The organism is Bhargavaea cecembensis DSE10 (assembly GCF_000348905.1).
In the GTDB taxonomy this organism is placed as follows: Bacteria; Bacillota; Bacilli; order Bacillales_A; family Planococcaceae; genus Bhargavaea; species Bhargavaea cecembensis.
In genome coordinates this window covers 23,381-47,535 of sequence record NZ_AOFT01000014.1, presented here as the reverse complement: position 1 = coordinate 47,535, position 24,155 = coordinate 23,381, and the positions used below count along the sequence as shown (strand labels likewise).

The 24,155-nt window shown below is 51.3% G+C and carries 18 protein-coding genes; all 18 read left to right on the top strand.

Going from position 1 to position 24,155, the window contains the following annotated elements; translation table 11 throughout:
* The first annotated feature begins 8 nt into the window (after window positions 1–8).
* The 18 genes from C772_RS12410 (at window position 9) to C772_RS12325 (ending at window position 24,151) form a co-directional block, all read left to right on the top strand.
* The gene (locus C772_RS12410) at window positions 9–1,985 is read left to right on the top strand and encodes a DHH family phosphoesterase (RefSeq protein WP_008300429.1); all 1,977 of its coding nucleotides are present in this window, start codon (window positions 9–11) and stop codon (window positions 1,983–1,985) included.
* Window positions 1,982–2,428, top strand: a complete 447-nt coding sequence (gene rplI, locus C772_RS12405) for a 50S ribosomal protein L9 (RefSeq protein ID WP_008300427.1) — start codon at window positions 1,982–1,984, stop codon at window positions 2,426–2,428. The genes C772_RS12410 and rplI overlap by 4 nt, the downstream gene beginning before the upstream one ends.
* 12 nt (window positions 2,429–2,440) lie before the next feature.
* A complete protein-coding gene (gene dnaB / locus C772_RS12400) occupies window positions 2,441–3,793 on the top strand; it encodes a replicative DNA helicase (protein ID WP_008300426.1) in 1,353 nt (450 codons plus the stop codon).
* 137 nt (window positions 3,794–3,930) lie between these two features.
* A complete protein-coding gene (locus C772_RS12395) occupies window positions 3,931–5,217 on the top strand; it encodes an adenylosuccinate synthase (protein WP_008300424.1) in 1,287 nt (428 codons plus the stop codon).
* 366 nt (window positions 5,218–5,583) lie between these two features.
* The gene (locus C772_RS16180; protein WP_051059448.1) at window positions 5,584–6,963 is read left to right on the top strand and encodes a peptidoglycan DD-metalloendopeptidase family protein; all 1,380 of its coding nucleotides are present in this window, start codon (window positions 5,584–5,586) and stop codon (window positions 6,961–6,963) included.
* A gap of 288 nt (window positions 6,964–7,251) precedes the next feature.
* The gene (yycF, locus tag C772_RS12385; protein WP_008300420.1) at window positions 7,252–7,959 is read left to right on the top strand and encodes a response regulator YycF; all 708 of its coding nucleotides are present in this window, start codon (window positions 7,252–7,254) and stop codon (window positions 7,957–7,959) included.
* 6 nt (window positions 7,960–7,965) lie between these two features.
* The gene (gene walK, locus C772_RS12380; protein WP_008300418.1) at window positions 7,966–9,789 is read left to right on the top strand and encodes a cell wall metabolism sensor histidine kinase WalK; all 1,824 of its coding nucleotides are present in this window, start codon (window positions 7,966–7,968) and stop codon (window positions 9,787–9,789) included.
* The gene (locus tag C772_RS12375; RefSeq protein WP_008300416.1) at window positions 9,780–11,117 is read left to right on the top strand and encodes a YycH family regulatory protein; all 1,338 of its coding nucleotides are present in this window, start codon (window positions 9,780–9,782) and stop codon (window positions 11,115–11,117) included. The genes walK and C772_RS12375 overlap by 10 nt, the downstream gene beginning before the upstream one ends.
* Window positions 11,104–11,907 (top strand): two-component system regulatory protein YycI, encoded by an 804-nt coding sequence (locus C772_RS12370; protein WP_008300414.1) that lies wholly within the window; start codon window positions 11,104–11,106, stop codon window positions 11,905–11,907. Before C772_RS12375 ends, C772_RS12370 begins: the two co-directional genes overlap by 14 nt.
* An 11-nt stretch (window positions 11,908–11,918) precedes the next feature.
* Window positions 11,919–12,707, top strand: a complete 789-nt coding sequence (locus C772_RS12365; protein WP_008300412.1) for an MBL fold metallo-hydrolase — start codon at window positions 11,919–11,921, stop codon at window positions 12,705–12,707.
* Between the two features lie 135 nt (window positions 12,708–12,842).
* A complete protein-coding gene (locus C772_RS12360) occupies window positions 12,843–14,024 on the top strand; it encodes a S1C family serine protease (RefSeq protein ID WP_008300410.1) in 1,182 nt (393 codons plus the stop codon).
* A 186-nt stretch (window positions 14,025–14,210) separates the two neighbouring features.
* On the top strand, window positions 14,211–14,402 hold the full coding sequence (locus C772_RS12355) for a CxxH/CxxC protein (protein WP_008300408.1): 192 nt from the start codon (window positions 14,211–14,213) through the stop codon (window positions 14,400–14,402).
* 62 nt (window positions 14,403–14,464) lie between these two features.
* On the top strand, window positions 14,465–14,944 hold the full coding sequence (rlmH, locus tag C772_RS12350; RefSeq protein ID WP_008300405.1) for a 23S rRNA (pseudouridine(1915)-N(3))-methyltransferase RlmH: 480 nt from the start codon (window positions 14,465–14,467) through the stop codon (window positions 14,942–14,944).
* A gap of 105 nt (window positions 14,945–15,049) precedes the next feature.
* The gene (locus tag C772_RS12345) at window positions 15,050–16,009 is read left to right on the top strand and encodes a zinc-binding dehydrogenase (protein WP_008300404.1); all 960 of its coding nucleotides are present in this window, start codon (window positions 15,050–15,052) and stop codon (window positions 16,007–16,009) included.
* A 169-nt stretch (window positions 16,010–16,178) separates the two neighbouring features.
* Window positions 16,179–16,373: a hypothetical protein gene (locus C772_RS12340; protein ID WP_008300401.1), complete on the top strand. Its 195-nt coding sequence runs from the start codon at window positions 16,179–16,181 to the stop codon at window positions 16,371–16,373.
* 248 nt (window positions 16,374–16,621) lie between these two features.
* The gene (locus C772_RS12335; RefSeq protein WP_008300400.1) at window positions 16,622–17,041 is read left to right on the top strand and encodes a hypothetical protein; all 420 of its coding nucleotides are present in this window, start codon (window positions 16,622–16,624) and stop codon (window positions 17,039–17,041) included.
* Window positions 17,042–17,057: 16 nt separating this feature from the next.
* A complete protein-coding gene (locus tag C772_RS12330) occupies window positions 17,058–17,564 on the top strand; it encodes a hypothetical protein (protein ID WP_008300399.1) in 507 nt (168 codons plus the stop codon).
* An 836-nt stretch (window positions 17,565–18,400) separates the two neighbouring features.
* Window positions 18,401–24,151, top strand: a complete 5,751-nt coding sequence (locus C772_RS12325; RefSeq protein WP_008300397.1) for a DNRLRE domain-containing protein — start codon at window positions 18,401–18,403, stop codon at window positions 24,149–24,151.
* Window positions 24,152–24,155: the final 4 nt, after the last annotated feature.

Genomic DNA, 24,155 nt, shown 5'->3' with positions numbered 1-24,155 from the left:
GCTGACGAATGGGAAGTTTTTTCAGACAACGGCCGATACGGTCACCGCTTGCGGTCCTGACGGTGATTGTTCTCGGGGCGACCGTCCCGATATGGCTTTACAATGAATGGGTGGCGGCAGCATGGCTGATCGTTGCCATCCTGGCGCTTGCAGCAGCATGGCGCACCGAGGCAAGAACTTATGCCGAGACCGAAAAGCATATCGAAAACCTGTCTGTCCGGATGAAGAAGGTCGGCGAGGAAGCCCTTCTCGAGATGCCGATCGGGATCATCCTCATCAATGACCAGTTCACGATCGAATGGGCGAACCCGTACATGTCCCAGCTGCTTGAGCACGATACGCTCATCGGCGAAGAGCTGTTCGGGCTGTCCGAGGATTTCCGCTCCTTCGTCAAGGAAGGCGCGGATCCGGAAGGGGTCATCTCCCTTGGCAACAGGCAGTACAAAGTCATCTATAAGCCGGAAGAAAAGCTGTTCTACCTGTTCGACATCACCGAACAGCTCGAGATCGAAACGCTCTACTATGCGGACCGGACGGTTCTCGGCATGATCCTGGTCGACAACTACGATGAACTCTCATCCGGAATGGATGACCAGACGAAAAGCCGCCTGAACAGTCTTGTGACCACACGGATCAATGACTGGGGAGCCGAATACGGCATTTATGTGAAGCGGTTCAGCTCGGACCGTTTCCTCGCCGTCCTGAACGAGTCAATTCTCCATGAGCTGGAAAAGGACAAGTTCCGGATCCTTGATTCAATCCGCGAAGAAACGGCTCGGGAAAGCTCGGCCCTCACCCTCTCCATCGGGATCGGGGCGGACTCGAATTCCCTTCCGGAACTCGGTGAACTTGCCCAGTCCGGCCTTGACCTCGTCCTCGGGCGGGGCGGCGACCAGGTCGCCATCAAGCAGCCGAGCGGCCGCGTGAAGTTCTACGGCGGCAAGACGAACCCTGTCGAGAAGCGGACCCGCGTCCGCGCGCGCGTCATTTCGCATGCCCTGCGCGACCTGATCCAGGAAAGCGACCAAGTGGTCATCATGGGCCATAAGCTTCCCGACATGGATGCCATCGGTGCGGCCGTCGGTGTGCGCAGGATGGCCCAGCTGAACGGCATCGAGGGCTATGTCGTCATCAACCCGGATGAGCTTGACGCAAGCGTCATCCGCCTCATGGAGGAAATCCGCTCGGAGCCCGACCTGTTCAGGCACTTCATCACGCCGGACGAAGCGCTTGGCATCATCACCGACCGGACGCTCCTCGTCATCGTGGATACGCACCGGCCGAATTTTGTCGTTGATGAGCGGCTTCTCGGCAAGGCGGAAAAGACGGTTGTCATCGACCACCACCGCCGCGGCGAGGAGTTTATCGAGGATACGCTTCTTGTCTACATGGAGCCGTATGCCTCCTCGACGGCCGAGCTCATCACCGAACTCCTGGAATACCAGCCGAAAGGCGAAAAAATCTCGCCGCTCGAAGCCACGACGATGCTTGCCGGCATCGTCGTCGATACGAAAAGCTTTACGCTCCGGACCGGCTCGCGAACATTCGAGGCCGCTTCCTATCTCCGCTCAAACGGTGCCGATACGGTGCTGATCCAGCGGTTCATGAGAGAGGACATCGGCACGTACCTTGAACGGGCGGACATCATCCGGACCGTCGAAGTACTGGAAGGCGGCATCGCGATCGCTTACGGTGCGGACGGGGAGCCCCACAGCCCGGTTCTTGTCGCCCAGACCGCGGATACGCTTCTTACAATGAAAGGCGTCGTCGCTTCGTTTGTCGTGGCGCTCCGGCCCGAAGGACGGGTCGGCATCAGCGCCCGCTCGCTCGGCGATCTGAATGTCCAGCTGATCGCCGAGCGGCTCGGCGGCGGCGGACACCTGACCAACGCCGCCGCGCAACTTGATACGGACTCCGTCAGAGAGGCACTTGTCCAGCTCAGGGAGACCATCAGTGAAATGACAGAAGGGGGAACTGAAGAATGAAAGTGATCTTCCTTAAAGACGTAAAAGGCAAAGCAAAAAAAGGTGAAATCAAAGAAGTTTCAATTGGTTATGCACAGAACTTCCTGTTCAAGAATAACGTCGCGGTCGAAGCGACGCCTGCAAACCTGAGCAAGCTGGAAGGCCAGAAAAAGCGCGCCGAAAAAGATGCCGCCCAGGAACTGGCCGAAGCAAAAGAACTGCAGGAAAAACTCGAGCAGCTGACCGTCGAGCTCAAGGCAAAATCCGGCGAAGGCGGCCGGCTGTTCGGCTCGATCACGTCGAAGCAGATTGCATCTGCGCTCGAGAAGCAGCAGGGCATCAAGATCGACAAGCGGAAGATGGACCTGCCGGATGCAATCCGCGCGCTCGGCTATACCAACGTTCCGATCAAGCTCCATCCGGACGTCACCGCGACGCTCAAGGTGCATGTGACGGAAGAATAAGGAGAGAACGGAATGGAACAGCAGTTTGACCGCATCCCGCCGCACAGCAATGAAGCCGAACAGTCGGTGATCGGGGCGATCTTCCTCGAGCCGCAGGCACTCATCACGGCGGCGGAGACGCTAGTGCCGGAGGATTTCTACCGGGTATCCCACCAGAAAATCTTCCGGACGATGGTGACGCTCAGCGACCGCGGTGAAGCGATCGACGTCGTCACCGTCACAGAAGAGCTTTCTGCGAAAAAAGAGCTCGAGGACGTCGGCGGCATCTCCTACCTCACGGAGATTGCCAATGCCGTCCCGACCGCGGCGAACGTCGCGTATTATGCGAAGATCGTCGAGGAGAAGGCACTTCTCCGGAGACTGATCCGGACTGCAACGGGCATCGTCGAGGATGGCTTCACCCGTGAGGATGAGGTCGATGCGGTGCTTGCCGAGGCCGAGAAAAAGATGATGGAGGTCGCCAGCCGAAAAAACGCGGGCGACTTCAAGCACATCAAGGATGTCCTCGTCCAGACGTACGACAATATCGAACTTCTCCATACACGGAAAGGCGAGGTTACCGGCATTCCGACAGGATTCCGCGACCTTGACCACATCACGGCGGGCTTCCAGCGCAACGACCTGATTATCGTTGCGGCACGGCCGTCCGTCGGGAAAACGGCCTTCGCGCTGAACGTTTCGCAGAACGTGGCGACGAAGGCCGGCGAGAATGTTGCCATCTTCAGTCTCGAGATGGGCGCCGACCAGCTGGTCATGCGGATGCTCTGCGCGGAAGGCAACATCGACGCGCAGGTGCTCCGGACCGGGGCGCTTGAGGCCGAAGACTGGCGCAAGCTCACGATGGCGATGGGCAGTTTGTCGAACGCCGGCATCTATATCGACGACACGCCGGGCATCCGGGTAAGCGAAATCCGCGCCAAATGCCGCCGCCTCAAGCAGGAGCACGGTCTCGGCATGATCATGATCGACTACCTGCAGCTGATCCAGGGCAGCGGAAAACCCGGCGAGAACCGCCAGCAGGAAGTTTCCGAGATCTCCCGCTCACTCAAAGGGCTTGCCCGTGAGCTGGAAGTTCCGGTCATCGCTCTGTCACAGCTGTCACGTGGTGTCGAGCAGCGCCAGGACAAGCGTCCGATGATGTCCGACCTTCGTGAATCGGGTTCGATCGAGCAGGATGCCGATATCGTCTCATTCCTTTACCGCGAGGATTATTACGATAAAGAGACCGAAGACCAGAACATGATCGAAATCATCGTCGCGAAGCAGCGTAACGGCCCGACCGGCACGGTAAAGCTTGCATTCGTGAAGGAATACAACAAATTCGTCAATGTCGATTGGAGCCAACATGAGGCACCGCCGGCATAACTTTAAAACCCGAACGTTCGATGCTGGAATGCATCCATGCGTTCGGGTTTTTCTTGACCCATTCTCGGATCATTGGTACACTATATCTGTTTGAAATCGGACGTGAACAATAGACCGTCCATCGGAGGTGCAGATCTATGCCATCAGTGGTGGTAGTCGGAACGCAGTGGGGAGACGAAGGTAAAGGGAAGATCACCGATTTCCTATCGGAAAACTCGGAGGTCATCTCCCGTTATCAGGGCGGTAACAATGCCGGTCATACGATCATTTTCGGCGGTGAGACATATAAGCTTCACCTGATTCCGTCGGGGATTTTCTATAAGGATAAAATCTCGGTCATCGGCAACGGAATGGTCGTTGATCCAAAGGCGCTTGTCACCGAGCTGGATGGGCTCCATGCACGCGGGGTGGAGACGGACAACCTCCGTATCTCAAACCGTGCGCATGTCATCCTGCCTTACCACATCAAGCTGGACGAAGTCGAGGAACTCCGCAAGGGCGACAACAAGATCGGCACGACCGGCAAGGGAATCGGCCCGGCCTACATGGACAAAGCCGGCCGGATCGGCATCCGGATCGCCGACCTTCTCGACAAGGAAGTGTTCGAGGAAAAGCTGACCCGCAACCTGAAGGAGAAAAACCGCCTGCTTGAGAAGTTCTATGAGACGGAAGGCTTCAAGGTGGAAGACATCCTCGACGAATACTACGAGTATGGACAAAAGATTGCACAATATGTGACGGATACATCAAAAGTGCTGAACGACGCGCTGGACGAAGGCCGCCGTGTCCTCTTTGAAGGCGCTCAGGGCGTCATGCTCGATATCGATCAGGGGACGTACCCGTTCGTCACGTCGTCGAACCCTGTGGCGGGCGGCGTCACAATCGGCGCGGGCGTCGGCCCGACGAAGATCGACCACGTTGTCGGCGTCTGCAAAGCCTACACTTCCCGTGTCGGCGACGGTCCGTTCCCGACGGAGCTGTTTGACGAAACAGGCGACCGCATCCGTGAAGTGGGCAAGGAATACGGCACGACCACAGGCCGTCCGCGCCGCATCGGCTGGTTCGACAGCGTCGTTGTCCGCCATGCGCGCCGCGTGAGCGGACTGACCGATCTGACGGTCAACTCCATCGACGTGCTGACAGGTCTCGAGACGGTCAAGATTTGCACCGCCTACCGCTACAAGGGTGAGCTGATCACCGAGTACCCTGCGAACCTCCGTGTCCTCGACGGCTGCGAGCCGGTCTATGAAGAGATGCCGGGCTGGAGCGAAGACATTACAGGTGTCCGTTCCCTTGACGAACTTCCTGAAAATGCACGCCACTACCTGGAGCGGATTGCCCAACTGACAGGCGTCCAGATCTCCATCTTCTCGGTCGGTCCTGACCGCACGCAGACCAACGTCATCAAGAGCGTCTGGCGCTAAGCCGCCGCTTCCGGCCACTCTCCGTCCAGGAGAGTGGTTTTTTGTGCTTCCATCGGAATTCCTTGCCTGTTTCTGTATTTCCTGCTGCTGTCACGGCTGTCACTTTACCGAAATAATCAACGAATATTTTGGAATGTTCGCTGGGTATTGGGTCCCACTTTACATTTGCATTACAAACGGCCCACATTTCTTGTACCTATATATATGAACTGTTAAAGTGGCTAAGGCTGAGTTTATAAATACAGAGATATAGATAGAGAAACACAGAAAGGACAAGGAAATGAGATGCAAGGAAACACAGATAAATCCAACATAAATTCTCCATCCTCCGGACACAGAAGGCTGGGTAAAATAAGGAAAGTATCGTTGGCGGTTCTCATGGGTTCCCTGCTCTTCACCGGGACGGGCTTCGCAAGTGAAAGCCTCCATAACCAATACCACGTCTATGAAGACGGCGAATACATCGGGACGGTCAAAAGCCCTGAAGTCATCGACCATGCGGTGGATGAGAAAAAAGCGGAGGCGGAAGCTGTCCATGAGGACCTTGACCTCGTCGTCGGCCGTGACCTCTCCGTCGTGAAGGAGAAAGTATTCGGAAACCCCAAGTCGGCCGACGAAGAATCCGTGAAGGAAACACTGGATGAGTCGCTCGCTGTCGAGGCGAAGTCGGTCGCTGTCCAAGTGGACGGAGATACCCTGTTCCATCTGAAGGATACCGGGGCATTTGACCGGCTGATCCGCGGTGTCAAGCTGACCCATATGACCGAGGATGAACTGTCGGCTTATGAAGCTGCACGGGAAGCCGGTGAATTCCCGGAGCCTGAAGCAGGACAGACACAGGTGACCCATCTTTCCCTGAAGGCGGACCTGCAGGCGAAAGAAGTGTATACCGACCCGGAGAACATCAAAACGGAAGATGAGGCTCTTGATCTCCTGCTCTCCGAAAGACCGGTTGAGCAGGATTATACCGCGACAGAAGGCGACACGCCTGAGACCGTCGCCAAGGAGCATGGCATGACCGTGGACCAGCTGCTCGGTCTGAACGACGGGATGGACGCACAGGGGCCTCTTGCAGCCGGTGACACGGTGAAGGTCCTTGACGAGGAACCTTTCGTGGAGGTCACCGTCACCCGGAAGCACCGTGAAGCTTCACCGATCGCACACGAAACGGTGACGAAGGATGACGATACGATCCTGAAGGGTGAGAAAAAAGTCGCCCAGGCAGGAAAAGATGGCCGGAAAGAAATGCTGTCGGTCACGGAAACCGTGAACGGGGAGAAAGTATCCGAGAAGGTACTGGAAGATCAGGTAGTTGAAGAGCCGGTTGACGAACTTATCCTGAACGGCACGAAAGCGGTGCCTGGCGTTGCCACCGGCAATTTCACATGGCCTGCACAGGGCGGCTACATTTCGAGCAAGAAAGGGCCTCGCTGGGGCCGCCAGCACAACGGCATCGACATCGCCCGCCCGAGCGGAAAGGCGATTCTTGCGGCTGATGCAGGGACCGTCACGGCAACAGGCCCTCAGGGCGGTTTCGGCAACCGGGTCGTGGTTGACCACGGGAACGGCTATACGACGCTGTATGCCCATCTTGCCTCAATCAGCGTCAAGCCGGGGCAAAAGCTTGCTCAGGGACAGAAGCTTGGCGTGATGGGGAACACAGGAAACTCCACCGGTGTGCACCTGCACTTTGAAGTGCGCAAGAACGGACAGCTGATCGATCCGCTCACCGTTGTGAGCCAGTAAACGAATGATGAGACGAAAGGACGGCAGGCCGGCGGGCTCGCCGTCCTTTTCGAACATGCGACATTTCCCGGCATATTCTCGGGAAATATGTCGTCCGGGGGCGATTATTGCCCGGGAAATGATGCAATTATTTCCCGGATTCGACATCATTGTCCGTTGTTATGCGAGTTCCGGACGGCGGACAGTTAAATAGGTTGAGACCTGACCTCACAAAGATGCGGAACTTGCAAACTCGTGATAGCATAAGGAAAACAGGAACGAACCTGATAATGAGAAGGGAAGACCATCATGGACAAGACGATTCTTGTAGTGGATGATGAAAAACCGATTGCGGACATCCTCCAGTTTAATCTGAAAAAAGAAGGCTACAACGTCATCACGGCCTACGACGGCGAAGAAGCCCTTGAGCGTGTGGAAGAAACTGTCCCGGACCTTGCGCTTCTGGATATCATGCTGCCTAAAAAGGACGGCATGGAAGTTTGCCGCGAGCTGAGGAAGAAATATGATTTTCCGATCATCATGCTGACCGCGAAGGATTCCGAGATCGATAAAGTCCTCGGACTGGAACTCGGCGCGGACGACTATGTCACGAAGCCGTTCAGCACCCGGGAACTGATTGCGCGGGTAAAGGCCAACATGCGGCGACACCAGGCTGCGCCGGCCGAGTCGGAGGAGGAAGTGTCCAACGACATCACTGTCGGCCATCTGACCATCCAGCCGGACGCCTACCTCGTCCAGAAACGCGGCGAGCAGATCGAGCTGACCCACCGGGAATTCGAGCTGCTCCACTATCTGTCCAAGCACATCGGCCAGGTCATGACGCGCGAGCACCTTCTCCAGACGGTCTGGGGCTATGATTACTTCGGTGACGTGCGGACGGTCGACGTGACGATCCGCCGCCTCCGCGAGAAAATCGAAGACAATCCGAGCCACCCGGCATGGATTGTGACACGGCGCGGCGTCGGGTACTACCTGCGCAATCCGGAACAGGAGTAACGTCCGATGCAGAAAGTCGGCTTTTTCCGGTCCATTCACCTGAAGTTCGTTCTGATGTACGTTCTCCTCATCCTGATCGCGATGCAGGTCATCGGCATTTACTTTGCCCAGGAACTTGAGCAGACGCTGGAGAAGAACTTTCAGGAATCGATTAAGGACCGGGTGAATCTCCTGGAATTCAGCGTCAGGGAGGAAATGACACGGCAGAGGACCGAGGAAGACCCCTCACCCGAGGAAAGTCTAAAATCGGTCCTTTCGGGTTTTTCCTCTGATGACATCCTTGAAGTGAGGATCATCGACTCCAAAATGCGGATCCTCGCCACATCCGAATATGAAAACCAGCAGCTGGTCAACCAGCCAATGGTGGATGAACTTGTCCAAAACTCGATTCAGTCCGGTGCCCAATACTCCAAAACGTATCTGAATGAAGATTCACAGCGGAGAATCTGGGTGCTTGCGATGCCGGTCATATCCGGAGGCGAGGTGATCGGCTCACTGTACATTGAATCGAACATCGAGAAGGTGTACAGCCAGATCAATGACATCAACCAGATTCTCGCCGGCGGGACAGCATTTTCCCTCGGGATCACGGTCATTTTGGGCATTCTCCTCGCCCAGACGATCACCCGTCCGATTGCCGATATGACCAAGCAGGCGAGCGCCATGGCCAAAGGAAACTTTGCCCGGAAAGTCCGGGTGTACGGCCAGGATGAGATCGGCGACCTGGCCAAGGCATTCAACCATCTGACGACGCGTCTCCAGGAGGCGCAGTCATCAACCGAATCCGAACGGAGAAAATTGGCTACCGTCCTCTCCAACATGACGGACGGTGTCATCTCGACCGACAGGAAGGGCCGCATCATCCTGATCAATGACACGGCGCTCGGCATGCTCGGCGTTCCCCGCGAGCACGTGCTGAACCGCCCCGTGCCGGCTGTGCTCGGCCTTGAACAGGAGCACACCTTTGAGGACCTGGTCGATATGCAGGATCCGGTCACAATCGACTTCAGTGATGAGGAACGGCCATATATCCTGCGGGCAAACTTCTCGGTCATCCAGAAGGAGACCGGGTTTGTAAACGGCCTGATCGTCGTCCTGCACGACATCACCGAGCAGGAAAAGATCGAGATGGAGCGCAGGGAATTTGTGTCTAATGTTAGCCACGAGCTGCGCACTCCGCTCACTTCGATGCGGAGCTATCTGGAAGCGCTGGCGGACGGCGCATGGAAGGACGAAGAAATTGCGCCTTCCTTCCTGCATGTCACGCAGACCGAGACGGAGCGGATGATCCGTCTTGTCACGGATCTCCTTCAGCTTTCACGGATGGACAGCCGGGAATATGAGCTGAACACCGACATCGTGGACTTCGTGAAATTCTTCCACCGGATCATCGACCGGTTTGAACTCATGAAATCGAAAGACGTCCAGTTCGTCAGGCTGATTCCGCCGGGCCCGCTGTACACGGAGCTCGACATGGACAAGATGACCCAGGTCATCGACAACATCATCTCCAACGCCCTGAAATACTCCCCGGACGGCGGCAATGTCCGGTTCAGTGTACAGGCGGAGGATGACCATATCAAAGTGGCGGTCTCTGACCAGGGGATGGGAATCCCGGAAGCGAATGTGAAACGGATCTTCGAGCGGTTTTACCGTGCGGACAAGGCCCGCTCGCGTGCGATGGGCGGAACGGGCCTCGGGCTCGCCATCGCCAAGGAAATGATCCAGGCGCACGGCGGCCACATCTGGGCGGAGAGTGAGGAAGGCAAGGGGACAACCATCTTCTTCACGCTTCCATTCGAGGTTGTAGAGGCGGGTGAATGGGATTGAAATTTGTAGAACCTATCAAGTCGGCAGTCCTCATCCTCCTGATCCTGATCAGCATTACGCTGACATTCTCGATCTGGACATCCCGTTCCAATTATCAGCCGATCGAATCGGCAACAAAGGCAGACGTCAAAATCGCGGATAAACAGACTCTGAGTCAGGTAATCCGGCCATATAAGATCCTCGCCATTTCTGATGACGGCCTGTCCGGAACCACGGACAAAGAGGACATCGAGTCACTGATGGACTTCATGAAGACATGGTCGTTCCAGAACCTGGCTGAGGCGGACAAGGAAGTCACTGCGGATGAGGCAGACGAAATCATCAGCCAGCCTGACTCCGTCACGCTCTTTTTCCGGTCCCCAATCCCGTTCGGAGTTGTGGACAGCCTGTTCCGGTTCGGTGATTCGGTGACTACGGAATCAAGCTTCAGCCAAATGGTCATCGAAACACAATCGGACATTGGCCGTGTCCACTTTATCGGTCAGGATGGCGGGAGAAGATTTACTGCGCATGCGACGAATGTAGATCCGGAACGGCTGAACAGTCTGCTGGAGGGATCGGAAGAGTTCGAGCCGTATGCGGCCATCGGGCGTGAAACAGCCAGGACCCTTTTCGTGCCATCAACAAGCAGAACGGTCAGTTATATGACGTTTTTCCAGCGGGAAGTCAGCCCTTCCGAGTTTATAAAGGCGCTGTTCCCCGACAAAAACAATGTCCAGCGAATACCGACCGGCGAGCATTCGCATTCGGAAAGGTACCATGACATCAACTGGCAGTTGAATGTCAATACGGAGATGAAAACACTTAGATTCAGAGATATGAAAGGAGACAGCAATGATGGCGTCTCCATCCCCAGTGAACTGCTTGTGGACAGTCTGGACTATGTCAATGAACATAGCGGATGGACCAATGACTTCGTCCTTTCCTCAATGGACCCGCTCCGCAAACAGATCAAATACCGGATGGAGGTAAGGGGTTATCCCGTATTCAGTGACAGCGACCTCACCCTGACCGAAATCACCCAGATCTGGGGCAACAGCCGGATCTCCAGCTATTCAAGGCCCTACTACCAGCTGAATGAACCGCTTCCGGAAAACACGGATAAGCGTCTTCCGGCAGGTACGGATGTGGTGGAAGAACTCCGCGCGAATCCGGAAGTTGAATTTAGCGAGGTAGACGACATTGTCCGCGGGTACGAACTCAAGCAGACCCAGCGAAACGGAGAAACGCTGTATGCGCTGGAACCGGCGTGGTTCTTTGAGGAAAGCGGGGAATGGCGTTCCGTGAAAAAAGCCGGAACAGGAGGTGGCATGGGTGGACTGGAGTAAGACAAAGACCATATTTATTGTCGTATTCGCCATTCTGAATGTTTTCCTGTTCTCACTTTATATGAACCGGACCAATGAGGATCTTGAGGTGCGTGGTGAAACGAGCATCGAAGACCGGCTGAAATTGGATGACATCACTTACGGCAATCTGCCGGACACCAAGGAAGCCTTTCGTATTTCCGGCGAATTGATGCCGGTCAGTTCCACTGGTCTGAGGGAACTGGAAGGCCAGACACCCAGAATCACAGGAGAACATACACTCATCTCAGAGATTGAAGAGCCGTTTGGACTGGAAGACAGTGAAGGCAAGCTGGATTTTGAAGAGTTCCTTGAGGAATACGTGACGAACGGCAAGGACTACACGCTGTGGGAAGTGGATGAAGAAAAGCGGACTGCGACTTTTTTCCAGCAGTTCGACGGCAGGACGATCTTCTACAACGAGCATTCGATGCTGACCGTCCATTGGAACGAAGAACGGGAAGCCATCCGGTACGAGCAGAGTATGCTGTTTAATCTGAAGGAAACGAATGAGAAAAGAAATCTCTACTCACCTATACAGACAATCAGCCTGCTGGTCCGGTCGGGCAGTGTGCAGCCGGGCTCCAACGTCAAGGAAGTAAAGCTGGGCTATTCTCCGCTTATCCAGCTTACACAAACGCAAGTGCTGGTACCAACCTGGCATATTCATGTAGAATCGGAGGATGGGGCTAAAACCGACCACTTCGTTAATGCAGTGGACGGCAAGATCCTGGACAAACTTTCCGAACCAGACACCGAAGAAGAACAGTAGGAGGCCGAAACGTGAGATTCAGTGTATTGGCCAGCGGCAGTACGGGCAATTCCATTTATATAGAAAACGACGAGCATGCCTTCCTTGTGGACGCGGGCCTGAGCGCCAAGAAGCTCGAGGGGCTTCTCGGAGGCATCGGCCGCAGCATGAAGCAGGTCGACGGCATCTTCGTCACGCACGAGCACAGTGACCACATCAGGGGACTGGGCGTGGCAGCCAGGAAGTACGGCATGCCGATCTACGCGAACGAAAAGACATGGAAGGCGATGGATGGCCTGGTCGGAGACATTCCGGTCGGCCAGCGGTTCACCTTCGACATGGAAACAGTGAAGTCGTTCGGCAGCCTGGATATCCAGTCGTTTGCGGTTTCGCACGATGCCGCTGACCCGATGTTTTATGTATTTCATGACAGCGGGCGCAAACTTGCCCTCATTACCGACACCGGCTATGTGAGCGACCGGATGAAAGGCTGGATTTCCGGAGCGGACGCATTCGTCTTCGAAAGCAACCATGATGTCGGAATGCTCCAGATGGGCCGCTACCCGTGGAACGTCAAACGGCGCATCCTGAGCGATGTCGGCCACGTATCCAATGAGGATGCGGCGGTCGCGATGAGCGAAGTGGTGGAGCAGAAGGAAACCCGCATCTACCTTTCCCACCTGTCGAAAGACAACAATATGAAAGACCTTGCGAGGCTGAGTGTTTCGCAGACGCTTGAAACGTGCGGCGTCCGGCCCGGCGAATTTGTGCATCTGTATGACACTGATGCAGCAGAACCGACCGAGCTGGTCACGGTCTGATCAGAATCCGTCCCCATAATGGGGGCGGATTTTTTGTTTCGGAAACACTCACTGATTCCGTGCTGTGTTCAATTTCCGTCAATCGGGTAGATTAACCGTAAATGCGGCTTTTTTCATGAAGAAAGGGTGGATCGGATGGTCAACTTGGAACCGGGAAAACGGAGACTGCGTTTTGCGGGCACGGCAGGCATCCTGTCGGCGGCGCTTCTCCTTCAGGGCTGTCTCTCGCCTGAACAGGAAGCGGAAGGCGAAGAAAACAATATCAATGCGGTTGCGGACACGAATGCAGCAGAGGGAGAAGAAAACGGGGAAGGCAGCAACGCGCCTGACACGGCGCTTGAACTCCAGGAAGGCATCGTCGGGGCGGTTGAAGAGGCATCGGCCGCTGTTGTCGGCGTGACCAATCTCCAGACCGCCGGAAACTACTGGACAGGCCCTGAAGAGACCGTTCCGGCAGGTGTCGGATCAGGCGTCATCTACAAGCAGGAAGAAGGCAAAGCGTACGTCGTGACAAACAACCATGTCGTAGAGGGCGCGTCGCAAATTGAAATCACACTGGAAGACGGCACGAAAGTTCCCGCAAAGCTGCTCGGTGCGGACATCTGGACCGACCTGGCCGTCGTCGAAATGGATGACGCAGACGTACAGGATGTCATTGAATTCGGGGACTCAGACGAACTGAAACGGGGGCAGACGGCAATCGCCATCGGCAACCCGCTCGGCCTCGGATTCTCGGGTTCGGTGACGGTCGGCGTCATCTCAGGGAAGGAGCGGTCCATTCCGGTCGATCTGAACGGGGACCAGTCGGTCGACTGGAACGCAGAAGTCCTGCAGACCGATGCCGCCATCAACCCGGGCAACTCGGGGGGCGCACTTGTCGATCTGAGCGGCCGGCTAATCGGGATCAACTCGATGAAGATTGCGGAAGCATCGGTCGAGGGAATCGGCCTGGCCATTCCGATTAATTCCGCTGTGCCGATCATCGAAGACCTGGAGCAGCACGGGGAGGTCCGCCGTCCTCAAATGGGTGTCACGCTGTTTGACCTGATGGACATCCCGGCTGTGTACCAGCAGCAGGAACTGAACCTTCCTGAGGATGTCAATGAAGGCGTGGTCGTGGACCAGGTGATGCAGGGCTCCGCGGCACAGGAAGCCGGCCTGCGCCAGTATGACGTGATCACGGCAATGGACGAAGAGCCCATCGCGAATTTGATCGACTTGCGGAAGTACTTGTATAATGAAGTGAAACAGGGAGACACGGTCAGGCTCGAGGTCTACCGGGGCGGAGAAGCAACGGAGATCGAGATCAATTTCTAGCAACTTGCAACTAAATAACTGAAATTTTGGTCTAGTGTTACAAATATAACTATCCACAAGGGGCAGCTCGGGAAGATTTCAACCGGCTGCCTGTGTTTTTTGGAGGAATAATTGCAATTGTCCACTAATGTGGATAACTATTTGCAAATGTTTATAACTTTCTGGAGTGGAAAAGGAGGGATCTGGATGGAAAACGTCACGAAAAAAGCGTGTGAAACCCATATATACCGGGCTTTGGACGAAGTAACTGCCAAAACAGCAGCCTTCCCGGTAATGGAAACAATCAACAATGACGAGGAGTTATCCACACCCTGTGACTATTGCCAACAGGCTGCAATATATGTGGTATCGAACATGCAGTCGCCCACCATATCTTGATTTCATCTGTGGATATGTGCATAATTCCTGTGAACAACCGATTTGGTAAAGGTGGACAAGCTGTGAATATTACAATTGTTACAGTCGGAAAGCTCAAAGAAAAGTATCTGAAAATGGGCATCGAGGAGTACGAAAAACGGTTGCGCCCCTATGCGAAAATCCAGCTGGCCGAGGTGCCGGACGAAAAAGCACCCGAGCAGCTGAGTGACGCGGAGATGGAAATGGTGAAGAAAAAAGAGGGAGAACGGATCTTGTCGAAGATCCCTGCCGATGCGCATGTCATCGCACTCGCCATCGAAGGCAAGCAGCGGTCATCGGAAGAGCTCGCGGCAAACCTGGAATCCCTGATGACCTACGGCAAGAGCAAAGTTGTATTTGTCATCGGAGGCTCCCTCGGCCTGCATGCAGATGTCCTGAAGCGGGCTGACGAAAAGCTGAGCTTTTCCAAGATGACCTTCCCCCACCAGCTAATGAAGCTGGTGCTGATGGAGCAGGTCTACAGAGCTTTCCGGATTATGAAGAATGAGCCATACCATAAATAATTGCGATGATATGAAAATAAAACCAAAGACGTAAGCGTTGATTACAAATGATGACACTGCTATATTTAGTTTGAATTAAAGATAATAGTAAAAGGTGGAGAGATCATGAAAGGTTGGCAGTTTACTAAAACACATGAACCACTTCAACTCGTAGAACTAGAAGATCCGAAAGCGGCTCCAGGACGTGTAGTGATCGATACAAAGGCAGTAGGCCTGTGCCACTCTGATGTTGGGTCTCTCGAGGATGAGGGCTGGATGGCATTGATGGATGCACCAGTCATTATGGGCCATGAGAATGCCGGAGTCATATCTGAAGTAGGCGAAGGCGTTACTGATTTTAAGGTTGGGGATCGTGTCGCGATATGCCCGACCGGACCATCCGGAACAGCTCCAGGATATGTTTATGATGGTGGTTTCGGGACCAAAATTCATGCGCCTGCAGAAGACTTGGTCCGTGTTCCGGATGAACTTTCCATGGAAATGGCCGCTTCGGCGACGGACGCGGGAATGACTTCTTACTCTGCATTATTTAATGTAGGACAAGCAAAACCCGGCATGAACATTGCCTTGATTGGTATCGGCGGACTTGGACAATTCGCACTGCAAGCGGCCGTAGCAAAAGGGAGCAAGAATATTTATGCTGCGGATGTAAGTGAGAAAGCGCGTGAATTGGCCAAGGAAATCGGGGCCGCGGAAGTGGTATCCGATATTAAAGATTTGGCAGACAAAGACCTGGACCTGATCGTGGATTATGCAGGATTCGGAGTGACCACTTCCGATGCATTGGAAGTAGTCAAACCAGGCGGAACAGTTGTATTGGTGGGTATGGGGAAACTGGAAACTACGATCAACACGACTTCGTTTATCACAGGCGCCAAGAGATTATTGGCGAATGTGGGTGGAACACCTCAGGATATTGCCGATATTTACGAATTGATGGCCGCGGGCAAACTGAATCCAAAACTCACGAAGATTAAATTTGAGGATATCCCTGAAGGCATTGAGAAACTAAAAGCCGGAGAAGTACAAGGCCGTTTAGTAGCTGTGTATGACGGGGATGAATAAATAAGGTAAATTAAAAGTCTCATGACATTTGCTCATGAGACTTTTAATTATAAAAGATGTAGCTGCCAGACTAAAATGGGCAGATCCTGCTTGATCGAATTGAATACTGCCTGCCCAGTTCACCCATGATGAGCTTTAACAAATAGGCAATTAAAAAGGATGTGATGAGATGCGATACAGCAAAACCGTCATGACAAAACTGATCAACCAGCACCGCGATTTGCATGATGAACTAAAGAAGATCAAAGTTGAAATGGGCCTGGAGAAAAACTTGGCCATCAAAGCGCTGTATCATTCAGCCGTAGCGGATGATGGCCCGTATATGAAGGAATACCAAGCTTTGGATCGCCAGCACGGGGAGTAAAGGCAGGCGGCCAAAAGAAATGATCATCGGATTTGTCCCTTTGACTGGACAAGGATCCGATGATCATTTTGTTTATTACGCCATTACCATTCTTTCGGCTCGTAATCCAGCTCTCTGAATAATGCAGTCCGTTCTTTTTTGGACAGGTCTTCCATTATTAAATGGAAACATAGTAAAAGATATTATATGAAATTTTTGAACTCGCTATGGTATTATTAGGAATAACAATGTTTCTAAAGGAGCACAGGATGAGCGGAATAAGAAGGATTAGTAAGCAGAAAATAGATAGTGTATTACAAAAGAATGAGAGACAGTATTTAGTGGGAAACTTAAAAACACCACAAGTTTTGCAACACATTCATGATGAAAATGTGGAGGTAGGGCTGTCTTATTATAAACAATTCACAGCTGATAAGCCCCATATACATAGAGAGGTAACAGAGTATCAAATGATTTTAGAAGGATATTCAGAGATCTTGAACCTTATAACGAATAAAGTTACTAAACTAAATGCTGGAGATTTTTATATTGTTGAAAAAGAAACTCCATATGCGCAAAAATCAGCAGCTAATACAAAAATCCTTTTTTTTAAACATCCTAGCGTAAATGATAAAAAAGTCATCGAAGCATCAAACGAATTAAAGGAATGGTTAAAAACAAAAATATAATAAGGAGTATTTATTGATGAATAAAATACTTAGAATCCCAGCGACAAGATTTTTTCTAATGATAAGCCAGTGGAGTTTGCTATTTTTTTTATTCAATATTTTTCGTGGCTATTTAAATGGGGATATACTGTCATTCGTGAAATATATTCTTTTTCTGTTTGCCGTAGGAATAGGTATTTATCACACGAAATCTGCAATTGAAGAATTAGTTAATCATTACCGTTTTAAGAAGAGTTATTCAAAAACTTTTTCAGGAAAAAAAGTATCAATAGGATATGAAGTAGGGTCTTTTTGGAAAGTTGTTGATAGGTATAAAGACAAAGAAAAAGTAGCAGTAATTATAGGTGTAAATAATCGTTTTTGTATTGATAGAAATTATATTAACCCTAATAGTTTAATTAGTGACTATATCTCATCAGTCTCAAAAAAAGAGGTGGATGAGATAAAAACAACAATACATAAACAATTAAATCATTTAAACACAAAACAAGATCATTTAATACATACTTACTATTTATTGTAGTTGTCGGAGCAATAATGCTGTTTGCATTTAGACATAGAATTAATTTTATGAGGGATTGGATATATAAAATCAGAAATGAATTTACCATGATAAAGGCACGTTACAATACTAAGAAATACAAAAATAATGGGAAATATTAAAAAGTATAAGAACAAACTTCTGGTGTTAAAATAACCGGAAGTTTTTTAATAAGTTTTTAACTTCTTCATCACGAATACCGGTATACGCTTTGTAGTAGCCTGATTGGAGTAGTGATTAAACACTTCCACTAGCGTTGCTACGTCTTTCGTGCATTGGTACCACTTCCTGTTTCAGCCCTTACTTTGGGAGCACTGAAATGGCGCTATCGCTTACGAACGAGAATTCCAATGTGTAGAAGATCATTAACATTGGATGAAATAACCGTTCCCCTTTTGTCTATTCAAGAACTTATATACACTTATACTTGCGAATATAAGTGTAATTGCACTTGTAAGTCTCTGCTTATATTCATTGATAGTTCTCTTCCCATTAATACTTCCATTAACCGGATATTAAGAAGTGAAAAAATAAGTTGGCATTCCTGTTTTATCCTTGATAGAATAAACTGACTCATTCATTGATGAGTATCAATCTTACCTTTGGACAGGCGGTGCATTTTCCTTACTGATGCCTACATACGGAATTCGGGTTCCGCTTGGAAGATAGTGTTTCTAAGCGATTGGGATGCCTGAGTTTTAGGCTTCACAAAGTACTTTAAATTGGATGTTAACTGAAAGGGTTGTCGGGATGATTTTAGATCCCGCTATTTTTTATGCATTTTTTACGCCTACTAATGATTTCCAAGGGAGAATGAAATGAATCCAACCAAACGATTAATAGCAGTATTAGTGGCGTTGTGTCTGATGATCAGCTCAATGCCATTCTATGGAATCGAAGCAACAGCGCAGAAACCGGAAGAAGTGGGAAAATCTTTGGAGAATAAATTCCAAGGGGATAACCAAAAGAATCTAAAAGAAATTCCTTCCATGCGGAACCGGCACGCCAAAGTGTTTAGTGATGAAGAAGGAATCTACTATGCGGAAGTTTACTTAGATCCGATTCATTATGAAGATAATGGTGAATGGGAGGAGATCGATAATACATTAATTGATTCAGAAACGGGAACGCACTATGAAAATACGGATAACGAGTTTTCTGTCGGGTTCCCCAAAAAGCTCTTCGGGGACACCTCAGAGCTTCTGACCTATGAAACAAGCGGGCATGTAATGGAATTGTCGCTTGTTACCGAAGAAATAGATGAAAAACAATTTAGTGAACCGCAGGAAGTCCTCCCGGTTATTGAAGAGAATCAATTGACGGCGGAAGAAGTATTTCCAAATGTCACAATGGAATACATTGTAGACGGCAGCAAGGTAAAGGAAAATATTATCCTGCATGAATATGAGGGGAAAAACCAGTTCCAATTTCATCTTAGGATCTCTGATGCGGACGCAAAGAAACAAGATGACGGAAGTATTCACTTCTTCGATGCAAACGGGGAATTTCTATTCTTGATCGAAAAGCCCTTCATGTATGACTCTAACCCTGACGTTGGTCCAGGAGGCGTTGTTTCCCAGGACGTGACACAGGAAATTGAGAAGGTGGATGATGGCTACACGCTCACGATCACTGCGGATGAAGCGTTTCTGGAAAGCCCTGAAACTGTCTATCCTGTGACCATCGATCCGTGGATCGATGTCTTTCAAGGAGAGGACACCTATGTGGCAAGCGGGACTCCCTATAACTACCACAACAACGATCACCTATTTGTTGGAAACCATTCCGCGATCGGAAAAACCCGTTCTCTCTTGAAATTCAGCCTTCCATCTGTTCCGAATGGCGTGGTAACCGGGGCTTCACTCGGCCTTTATCAGATAGCTGCCGGAAATGCCTCGCAGGTAGATATTCATCAGTTGTCTTCCACTTTCAATGCGACAACTGTGAACTGGACTAGCCAGCCATCTTATCAATCATCGGTACTTGCTTCATCTAAGCAGTCGACCGTAGGGTATCAGTACTTCACGGTTACCGATGCCGTCAAAGATTGGTATGCAAATCCTTCAACCAATTTTGGGTTGTTGGCCAAATACCCGGACAGCATCGAAGGAACAGCTGCGCGCAAAAGCTTCTACTCGTCTGAAGTGGTAACTGCTGACGGAAGTCCATTCGGAAAGCCGAAACTGTATATCGAATTCAGGCCAACTGAGTTGCTTGGTCTTACGGACTACTGGACTTACACGCCGGATGTGTTCCAAGGAGAAGGGACGGCAGTCGTCAACGTCATCAATGGCAATATGGTCTACGATCTGTCACTAATCGATGTAGCCGGACTGACCGAAGCATTTGATCTTGGGCTCACCTATAATAGCCGATCGAACTATAATACTCATTTCGGCACGGGCTGGATGTTCAATTCCTATGAGTCATTGGCTACTAACAGTGACCAATCGATCATTGAATACCGAACGGGTGGCGGGGTCCGTTATCATTTCGCTAAGCAACAGCATGATGACGAGATGACCTATAGCTCCCCGGAAGGTGTGGAGTATGAACTGATCCGGACGTCTTCGGGCTATGAACTGCGTGATACATCCGAAACAGTGAGGTACTTCGATCATTCGGGCCGTCTTTATGAGATCAAAGACGAAAAAGGGAACCAGGTGCTTTATACATTCGATGGCTCCTCAACACGCATTACAAAAATCACTGAGAAGACAGGCGCCTCGGTGCGAAGCATCGAACTGACTTATGATGTCAACGGCCGGCTGGATACAGTTAAGGATTTCAAAAACACTCCGGTAAAGTTTGCTTACGCAACCGTCAACAATCAGCCAGTCCTTCAAAAGATCACATTTGCGGTCGGAACGACTGCCGAGAAAACAGTCGAATTCGGCTATGATCCGACGACTGCCCGCCTGACTTCTGTTAAGGATGCCAACGGGAACACCGGCAAGATCGAATATGACAAAGTAAATAACCGGGTCACCAAACTGATTGACCCGAGAAGCTCATCCATCTATTCACAGCTGATTTATGCAAACCAAAAAACCACCTATGTGGATTCAAAAGGGAATAAGACGGAGTATACGTATTCAATTCCGGAAGCCCGCACAGTCAATGTGACGCAGATCATTGAAAATGCCGGCGGAGCCAATCAGAGCACCACTAAGTATGAGTGGAAAAACAACCTGCTTGAAAAGGAATATGAGCCGGATAAAGACACGGGTGCCGCTGCGACGGCCACAACCATCACTCAATACGACAGCAAGGGAAATGTCACCGGTGCTTCCACAACCGGCAACCAATCGTTTACCCAGACAATTGATGCCAAAAACAATGTGGTCAGTTCGAAGGAGTCCAGCGGTATCTTCGAAAACAATATATACGATGCCGTCAGCAATCTGATCTCCAGCACAACCAACTTTAACCTGACCGATTATAGCCAGTATGACAAGTTCGGCAACGTTACCCGGAGCGTTAGCCCAACCCGCGACATTTATAACCGGCTGGCCAACAGCCAGTTTGAAACTGCCGATGCTTCCGGGCTGCCTTCCGGATGGATACGTTTTTCAGCGTCCAATGCGGGCAGCCACACATTGTCAACCGACAGTAAGTTCGGCCAGAAAGCTGCGCAAATCAGCTTGTCCGGAACCGGAGATGCGGGTTACTTTAGACAGCAATTCAAGGTAGACCCTGCAGAATCCCAGCGGATCTACACTGTCTCAGCTCGTGTGAAGACGATTAATCTGACAGGTGAAGGCGCCCGTATCCGGATTTATCCGCTGGATAGTGCCAATGTCAACCTTAAAAACACTGACGGTTCCATCTATCAGGAGATGAGCGCCCCGCTGACTGGGACAACTGATTGGACAGAACTGTCCAAGACCGTCACTTTACCGGCAGGGACTGCAGCGGTTCGTGTGGACTTGCTGGCAAAGGGCCAGGGTACGGCACTGTTTGATGGGGTTCAGGCAGTTTACGGCACGACACTGCCGGAATACTCCGCCAATGAAAACACCGGTTTTGAAGCAGGGGCTTCTGCTTCCTTAGACGGCTGGACCTTGAATAACTTAGGGACAGGAGACGGTCCAAGTACTGTCGTCAAACAGTCGGGCGCTTCCAGTGTGCGTGTTACCGGCAATGGAACCCAGCGTTATGCGGGCCAGTATGTCGAAGTGAAGGGGAAGCAAAATGATCCGATTACATTCTCCGGCTGGGCGAACACGACAAGTGCCGCGGCCGCAGGGGATCTGAAGCTCCGGCTCTGGCTCACTTATACCGACGGAACTTCTGCTTCGTTCGACCTTCCGTTCATGAGCGGCAGCCATGCCCACAACAAGTGGCAGTTCGCCAAAAATACGATCCGTGCACCGAAAGACTTTAAACAGGCCAAAATCTATGCCATCTACAGCAAGACCTCCGGATATGCCTATTTTGACAACATCAAAGTCGAGCCGACCGGCTCTTCCGTAGGGAAGACATACGATGCAAATGGCGTCAACATGACATCGGAGACAGATGCTTTCGGCAACACGACCACCTATGTCTACGACGCAAACGGCAACGAGACGAAAGTCACCGATGCGGAAAACCGGGTGAAAGATCGTCAATACGACCCGATGAACCGGGTCACTTCGGTCAGCCTGGGCCCGACGAAAGGCATCCAGACGACCTATTCCTATGACAAGCAAGGCAATCTGCTCTCAAGGATTGATCCTCGCGGCAACAAAACATCGTTCTCATATAATGCCATTAATGAGGTAGAGCGAGAGACGGACCCGCTCGGGAAGTTCTATAGATACGAATACGATGGCGAAGCCAATGTCACAAAAATCGAGCGTGGCCAAAACACCACAGTCTCTTCCACGGTGACATTCGGCTATGATGCAAAAAATAACGAAGTGACCAAATCTGTCAACGGCGCGAAGCTTTATGACAAGACTTATTTCAAAAACAATCTTCTGAAGTCCATCTTGACGCCGGCCGACGGCACCTATACATTCGACTATGATTCAAGCCAGCGCTTGACCAAAGCCGTGTCGCCGGGGTATACAATCGAAAACATCTATGAAACAGCGTCGAGCAATCCGGCGAACGGGCTGAGGACCAGCTTTAAGGAAACACTTGGCACCAGCGTCTTTACAACGCGCTATGCCTACGACGGCAGTCAGCGTCTGACGACGCTGACTGCGCCGGACAACACAGCATACAACTACTTCTTCAATGAGAGAAGCCAGCCGGTCCGGCAGGAAAGTCCGAATGTTGTCCAGCTTCACGAATTTGATGAAGACGGGCAGCTCACCGCCCAGACGGTTCTTGGCCAGTCCTCTGTCCAATATCGCTACAGCTATGACCGAAGCGGACAAGTCATTTCATACGCAGCAGGCAACAAGACCCACCGGTACACGTATGACGAGTACAATCGGCTTGTGAAGTGGCACAATGGTTCAAAGGAGACTTCCTACCGCTACGACATTGCGGGCAATCTGGAGAATCCGCAAGGCCGCACCCTGTCCTTCAACACAGCGAACGAAGTGGCTGGCTTCACCTATGACTCGGAAGGCAACCTGTTGGACGACGGACGACTTACCTATACATGGGACGGCCTTGGCCAACTCGTATCCTCGACCGACCAGGCCACTGGAAGTCAGGTCCGCTACACGTATCATCCGGACGGCCTCAGGAAGACAAAGATCGTAGGAAGTACGATCCACCGTTATCACTATGACGGATCACAGCTCGTCCGCATCACAGACTCTAGCGGACGCACCGTTTGGGCCTTCACTTGGAATGCCAGCAAGCTCATCCAGGTGACGAACGCGGCAGGGGAGACCTTCGAAGCCGTCACAAACCACCGGGGCGACGTTGTTCGTCTTCTTGACAAGGCAGGGAACACAGTCGCCGAGTACGATTATGACCCGTGGGGCAACCTGGTCTCTCCTGAGCCATCCGACTCGCGCGTGAAAGGCCAGCCAATCCGCTATGCCGGCTACGTGTATGATACGGAAATGAAGCTCTACTACCTGCAAGCCCGATACTACGATCCAGCCACTTCCCGTTTCGTTTCTCGTGATCCTGATCCAGGAGACGAAGATGACCCTGCTACGATGAACGGCTATACCTATGCGGATGGGAACCCGGTCACGAAAATTGATCCAGATGGGCATTTTGCACAGTTTATTCCTATAGCAATTGCAGGCTATCGAGTATATAAAGCTTACAAGACCTATAAGAAGGTTAAGGGTCTTACTAAGGTTACCAATAAGACAGGTACCTATGTAATCTCCTATAGTAACGGTTATAAATACATTGGGAAGGGAAGCTTGAAAAGAGCGAGAAAGTCCGCAAAGCAACATCAAAAGAAAGACGGCGCGAAAATTAATACCATTGCATGGAGACCAGCTAAAAATTCAAGACAAGCTTTCATAAGAGAATATAAATTAATGAAAAAAAATGGTTTCTATTCAAATGTGGCAAGAAACAAAAAATCAAACAGGCACAAACTATATAACCAAATTAATAGTCCAGGGAGAAAATATCACAAAAGGGATTATGGTAGATATTAAAATA

What these genes read in the sequence shown, in the direction of transcription:
- C772_RS12395 (WP_008300424.1), top strand. Translation starts at nt 3,931, where the DNA reads ATGCCATCAGTGGTGGTAGTCGGAACGCAGTGGGGAGACGAAGGTAAA.
- yycF (WP_008300420.1), top strand. Translation starts at nt 7,252, where the DNA reads ATGGACAAGACGATTCTTGTAGTGGATGATGAAAAACCGATTGCGGAC.
- C772_RS12375 (WP_008300416.1), top strand. Translation starts at nt 9,780, where the DNA reads ATGGGATTGAAATTTGTAGAACCTATCAAGTCGGCAGTCCTCATCCTC.
- C772_RS12360 (WP_008300410.1), top strand. Translation starts at nt 12,843, where the DNA reads ATGGTCAACTTGGAACCGGGAAAACGGAGACTGCGTTTTGCGGGCACG.
- C772_RS12340 (WP_008300401.1), top strand. Translation starts at nt 16,179, where the DNA reads ATGCGATACAGCAAAACCGTCATGACAAAACTGATCAACCAGCACCGC.
- C772_RS12410 (WP_008300429.1), top strand. Translation starts at nt 9, where the DNA reads ATGGGAAGTTTTTTCAGACAACGGCCGATACGGTCACCGCTTGCGGTC.
- C772_RS12345 (WP_008300404.1), top strand. Translation starts at nt 15,050, where the DNA reads ATGAAAGGTTGGCAGTTTACTAAAACACATGAACCACTTCAACTCGTA.
- C772_RS12325 (WP_008300397.1), top strand. Translation starts at nt 18,401, where the DNA reads ATGAATCCAACCAAACGATTAATAGCAGTATTAGTGGCGTTGTGTCTG.
- C772_RS12330 (WP_008300399.1), top strand. Translation starts at nt 17,058, where the DNA reads ATGAATAAAATACTTAGAATCCCAGCGACAAGATTTTTTCTAATGATA.
- C772_RS12355 (WP_008300408.1), top strand. Translation starts at nt 14,211, where the DNA reads ATGGAAAACGTCACGAAAAAAGCGTGTGAAACCCATATATACCGGGCT.
- walK (WP_008300418.1), top strand. Translation starts at nt 7,966, where the DNA reads ATGCAGAAAGTCGGCTTTTTCCGGTCCATTCACCTGAAGTTCGTTCTG.
- rplI (WP_008300427.1), top strand. Translation starts at nt 1,982, where the DNA reads ATGAAAGTGATCTTCCTTAAAGACGTAAAAGGCAAAGCAAAAAAAGGT.
- dnaB (WP_008300426.1), top strand. Translation starts at nt 2,441, where the DNA reads ATGGAACAGCAGTTTGACCGCATCCCGCCGCACAGCAATGAAGCCGAA.
- C772_RS12335 (WP_008300400.1), top strand. Translation starts at nt 16,622, where the DNA reads ATGAGCGGAATAAGAAGGATTAGTAAGCAGAAAATAGATAGTGTATTA.